General features: G+C 66.2%; 5 protein-coding genes. 1 reads left to right on the top strand and 4 read right to left on the bottom strand.

The window, feature by feature from the left end:
* A partial coding sequence (locus VHB27_RS20035; protein WP_325603865.1) for a LysR substrate-binding domain-containing protein occupies positions 1-743 on the bottom strand: 743 nt, incomplete at its 3' end.
* On the opposite strand from VHB27_RS20035, the gene VHB27_RS20030 reads away from it, so the two are divergent.
* A complete protein-coding gene (locus tag VHB27_RS20030; protein ID WP_325603863.1) occupies positions 722-2,554 on the top strand; it encodes an FAD-binding protein in 1,833 nt (610 codons plus the stop codon). The genes VHB27_RS20035 and VHB27_RS20030 overlap by 22 nt on opposite strands.
* On the opposite strand, the gene VHB27_RS20025 is transcribed toward VHB27_RS20030, so the two are convergent.
* From VHB27_RS20025 to VHB27_RS20015, 3 genes are all read right to left on the bottom strand, one after another.
* Entirely contained in the window at positions 2,507-3,739 is a 1,233-nt protein-coding gene (locus VHB27_RS20025) for an MFS transporter (protein WP_325603861.1), read from the bottom strand. The two genes, VHB27_RS20030 and VHB27_RS20025, sit on opposite strands and share 48 nt — an antisense overlap.
* Positions 3,740-3,814: 75 nt before the next feature.
* Positions 3,815-4,714 (bottom strand): phytanoyl-CoA dioxygenase family protein, encoded by a 900-nt coding sequence (locus VHB27_RS20020; RefSeq protein ID WP_325603859.1) that lies wholly within the window; start codon positions 4,712-4,714, stop codon positions 3,815-3,817.
* A gap of 23 nt (positions 4,715-4,737) precedes the next feature.
* Positions 4,738-5,448: ABC transporter substrate-binding protein (locus VHB27_RS20015; protein WP_325603857.1), on the bottom strand; the 711-nt coding region annotated here is incomplete at its 5' end.

Here is a 5,448-nt window from a genome sequence, read left to right as displayed (position 1 = left end):
TCGTCTCGCACCAGAAACAGCGGTATCAAGGCGATTCCCATACCGGCCACGGCGGCCTCCGCCAGCATGAAGAAATGCTCGAAGGACGGCTTTGGCGCCGGCAGCGGGCCGAGCCCCATCGCGGACAGGAAATCTGGCCAGGCTTCCGGCCGGGTGCTGTGCCCCAGCAAGGGGAAACGGAGCAGGTCCTCCGGCCTCTCGAACGGACGTCCGTTCCGCAGCAGGGCCGGAGCGCAGAGCGCGCCGACTTCCTCCGACATCAGCCGCTGTGCGACCACGTCGCCGAACGGCGGTTCGCAAAAGCGGATCGCCAGATGATACTCGCCCAGCGCCAGATTCGTCGGACCGTCCCCGGCAATCACGTCGACCAGGATGTCGGGGTGAACGGCCTGGAAATCGGGAAGCTTCGGGATCAGCCAGCGCATGGCAAAGGTCGGCACCGCGCTGATCGACAGAATGCCGCTGTCCACCGAGTACCGCGCCGCGCGGGAAGCAGCCCCGATCCGATCGATCGCGTCGGAAACCTCGCGATGGTAGATCTCGCCGGCCGGGGTCAGCGAAAGGCCGCGCCCTTCGCGCGTGAAGAGCTTCAGGCCGAGATCTTCCTCGAGACTCTGGATCAGACGGCTGACCGCCCCTTGCGTCACCCCGAGCTCGGCCGCGGCGACCGTGAAGTTAAGGCAGCGGCCCGCGACCGCGAAACAGCGTATGGCATTGAGGGATGGCAGTCGGCTTCGCAGCAAGGATACCGGAGCAGTCTCGCGATGCCGAGTGGCCACGGATAGGTCGTCCAATTCATGATATAAACTCATTGAGAAAGCCACGAAACTCGTTTGTCGGCAATAGCGCAGCAAGCGACCAATACGAACCCACAAAGAATGGACTGCAGTTGGCCGCCGTGACGGGTGCGACCATTGAATGTGACGCGCTGATCCTGGGTTCCGGCTCGGCGGCGCTCTCGGCGGCCCTCGCGGCATCGGCCGCCGGATTGGACACGGTCATTGCGGAGAAGACCGCCTGGATCGGCGGCACGACGGCCATGTCCGGCGCCGGCATCTGGATTCCGGCCAACCATCACGCGCTGTCCGCCGGCGTGGACGACAGCCCTTCGGCCGCGCTTGCCTATATCCGGGCCGCTTCTCCGCCCGGCTGGCGGGCGGTGGAGGACCCACTGTGGCGACGCTTCGCCACCGCCGCACCCGCCATGTTGCGCTTCGTCGAGACCCACAGCCCTCTGCGTTTCGATCTGGTCGACCAGGGCGATCCCCTGGGCGACCTGCCGGGCGCCAAGGCCTTCGGCCGCATGCTGACGCCCAAGCCGTTGCGGCGCAAGTTGATCGGCCCGCTGGCCTCGCGGATCCGCCCGGCGATGCTGCCCCAGATATTCAGCTATCAGGAAATTCTCGAAACCGACCTGTATCATCGCCCCTTTCGCGTCGGCTTCCGGCTGCTGCCCCGCCTGGCGTGGCGCTGGCTGACCGGGACCCGGGGCAAGGGCGTCGCCCTGACCGTCGGTCTGTTGCGCGGCTGTCTCGACCGCAATTCCCGGCTTCTCCTCGAGACGGGAGCCGTCTCGCTCACCCGCGACGATGACTCCGGCAGGATCACCGGTGCGGTGCTCTCCGGTCCGGCCGGAGAGACCTTGGTGCATGCCCGCCGCGGCGTCGTGATTGCCACCGGCGGGTTCGAGTGGGACAAGGCGCGCCTCTCCAGGCACTTTCCCGGCCCGCTGGACTTTCTTGCCAGTCCTCGCGGCAACAGCGGCGACGGCCACCGCATGGCCGAAGCGGTCGGCGCCGCCCTCGCCCGCATGGACCAGGCCAACCTGAATCCGGCCGTCCCCAAGGTGTATCAGGGCGAATTTCAGGGGATGGCGCTGTTCTTCCACCGCTTCCCCGCCGCGATCATCGTCAATCGCGACGGCCGTCGGTTCTTCGATGAAGCCTGCTTCAATTTCGGAGAAGTGATCGATGCGCGGGACCCGTCGGACGGCAGCCCGCGCCATCTTCCCGCCTGGTTGATCGCCGACCAGAGCTTCATCCGCAGATCGCCGCTGGTGCGCTGGCACCGCCGGTACCAGAAGGACTGGATGATCGAGGCCGAAGACCTCGACACTCTGGCGAAGGGGACCGGCCTGCCATCGCAGACGCTCGCGGAGACGATCGCCCGCTACAACGGATTCTGCGCCCAAGGTCGCGACGAGGATTTCGGCCGCCAGTCCGCGGCTTCCGGCGAGCGGAATGCCCGACATCGCGACGGTCTTGCGCCGATCGCGCGTCCGCCCTTCGTCGCCATCCCCTTCAACCGGTCCTTCGTGTCAACCAAGGGCGGTCCCAGGACCGACGCAAATGGGCGCGTCCTGCGCGCCGACGGAAGCGTGATTCCCGGCCTGTACTGCGCCGGCGTCGCCATGGCAAACCCGTTCGGCACGCGCGGTATCGGCGCCGGCACGACGATCGGCCCCAACCTGACCTGGGGTTATGTCTGCGGGATGGACATGGCGGGGCTATTGCCGCCGCTTGATGAGCCAGGCGACGCAGGCGGCGATCAATAGGCAGGTACAGCCTCCCAGCACCGTCGTCGCCGGCAGGCCGAACGCCCGCGCCGACAGGCCGGCCACCATCGCACCGACCGGCACCGTGCCCAGCAGCATCATCGTGTAGAAGGCCAGCACGCGGCCGCGCATGTTGTCCGGCGCGCTCTGCTGCAGCAGCGCGTTGGACGACAACTGCTGGGAAAGTGCGGCAAAGCCCATGGGCAGCGCCAGCAGCGCGGTCAACCACAGGGTTCCGGAGAGGCCGATCAGAATCAAGCTTGCGCCCTGCAGGGCTGCAGCCCCGATCGGCACCCAGGTAAGCGGCATCTTCTCCATCATGAACAGAAGGAGGGCCGCGACAAGAGCGCCGACGCCGGTGATGCTCATCAACATGCCGGCAGCATCCGGCCCGCCGCCGAGCACATCCTCCGCCAGCATCGGCAGGAACGAGAAATAGGGAACGCTGGCAAAGCTGCAGACGCCCACGATGACAAGATAATCGCGAGCGTTCGGATTTGCGAAGACGAAGCGCACCCCCGCCGCCACCTCCGCCAGCACGCCCACCCGCCCCGCGGCGGACTGGATCGACCGAACCTGCAGCGCGGCCAGGACGGCGATCATCGGCAGGCCCGCCAGCGCCTTCGCCAGAAAGCAGTACCCTTCGCCCGCCCAGGCAATCAGGAAGCCGCCGATCGCCGGGCCGACCAGGCGGGCGACGTTGAACAGGGTCGAGTTCAGCGTGATCGCGCTGCGCAAGCCGTCCAGGCCGACCAGCTCCGCAACGAAGGCCTGCCTGGTCGGGCCGTCGAACGCGTTCACGATGCCGATCGACAGCGTGGCGCCGATCGCCATCTCCACCGTGACCGCTCCGGAGAGCGTCAGCAGCGCGAGGATGGCCGCGACGAGAACAAGAATGCTCTGGGTGAAGAGCAGCAGGATCCGGCGATCCATGCGGTCGGCAACCGCGCCGGCGATCGGACCGAGCACCAGCGTCGGCCCCTGATCGCAGAACGCGAGAAGACCGAGCAGCAACGGCGACCCGCCGAGCCGCCATACCAGCCAGGCGAGCGCAATGCTGTGGATCCAATAGCCGACGAGCAGAAACGCCTGGCCGAGGAAGTACCGTCGATAGTTCCGGTGGCGAAGCACGCCCCCGAACCGACGCCACCACGGCAGCAGCGGTGCAGCGAGGTGCTCTTCCATGTGCCTTCGATGTCGGGCGGCGCCGCCTCCTTCAGCCGCGGTGCCGGACGCGCTCGGCGTCCGGCACCGTGCTTGCTACACCACCTTCAGCGACTTGTAGCCGTAATGCCCCACCCCGCCGACCTTGATCTTGCGCAGGGGGAAGGGATGGCTGTCCAGGATGTCCGCATAGTCGCGCAGGCGAAGCGCGGAATCCGGCACCTTGTGATAGGGCTTGTAGGCGTGGTGCTCCTGGCCCTCCTTGATGAAGGGCGTGTTGACGATCGTGTTGTAGGACGCGTGCAACAAGGTGCGCGGCCGATCGGCGTTGTTCGGCCCCGAAGCGTGCAGCGTGTTGCCGTGGAAGAAGCAGGCATCGCCGGGCTCGAGGATCATGGGAACGACCTCCAGCTCCTGCAGCACCAGCTCGAGCCTGACCGGATCGAAGCCGACCGCCTCTCCCACTTTCACGTGGTTCACGCGGCCCAGGCGGTGCGAGCCCTTGACCAGCTTCATGCAGCCGTTCTCTTCGCTGCAGGGGTCGACCGCGATGGTGATCGTGAGCATGTCCGGCCAGAGACAGCCTTCGTCATACCAATAGGGGAAGTCCTGATGCCAATCCCACCGCCCCTGGGTATGCGGGCGCTTCATCGAGAGCTTGGCGTGCCAATGATAGACCGGCTGGCCCAGGATCGCCGCGGCGTTGTCGATCATACGGGCCATGAAGGGAACCTTGCCGATATAGGTGTCGGCATAGTCCTCCCAGCCGATGATCTCCTGGGCATTGCCCAGGCTGTCCGCGACCGCACGCAGGCGCCCGCCGATGGTGGGATCGGCCGCACAGGCATCGTGCAGCGGCATGATCTCCTCTTTCGAGAAGAAGCCCGGGACGATGATGTATCCGTCCCGGTTGAAGTCGGCGATCTGTGCCGCCGAAAGCGGATACTCGGTCGTTGGCTCCGCCTTGTCCAACTGTGATTTGTCCAACTGTGACATGGTCATCTCCGTTCACCTCTGTGTCAGACGGACTTGATGTTGCGCAGCATCGCCCTGCCGCCGTCCGGCGTCCATGAGCCGGCGATGCTGGACTTGTTTATCCAGGCGTTCACGCCGTGATAGAGGAAGATGTATGCGCCGGTCTCCTCCAGCTGGTCCTGCAAGGTCACATACATGGCGGCGCGCTTGTCGGGATCGGTCTCGGCACTGGCCGCCTTGTTGAGATCGTCCCACTCCTTGCTGCAGGTGTGCTGCCAGTTCCAGATCCCGACCTGGTCGCAGGTGAACCATGCCGTGACCCAGCCCGGGTCGGGTGCGGTGGTGTAGGTGATGAGGAACATCTCCATCGAGCGCCAGGTGCCGCCGCTGAGGTCCTGTTGCTGGGCGGTCTGCGCCGAGGAGTCGCCCTGGTCGAGGTCCAGGGTGATGCCCACCTCGGCCAGCTGCGCCTGAATGATCTGAGCCGCCGCGGGATAGGCCGCATCCTCGTTCGAGAAGGTGAGCTTGATCCGCAGCCCCTCGGCTCCGGCTTCCGCCAGCAGGCGTTTCGCGGCCGCGGGGTCATAAGGGTATTTCACCGCCGTGCGCGCGCCGGGAATGGTGCTCGGCACCAGGCCAAACGCACGCGTGACCGCGCCCGGGCCGAAAGTCCCATCCACCACCGACTGAACATCGACCGCTTGCTGGACCGCCCGACGGATGCGGAGATCCTTCAGTTTCTCGTTCTCGACGTT

This window comes from Rhodopila sp. (genome assembly GCF_035548235.1).
Classification (GTDB): domain Bacteria; phylum Pseudomonadota; class Alphaproteobacteria; order Acetobacterales; family Acetobacteraceae; genus Rhodopila.
The sequence above is the reverse complement of the archived record's forward strand: the minus strand, read 5'-3'. Positions and strand labels throughout refer to the sequence as shown.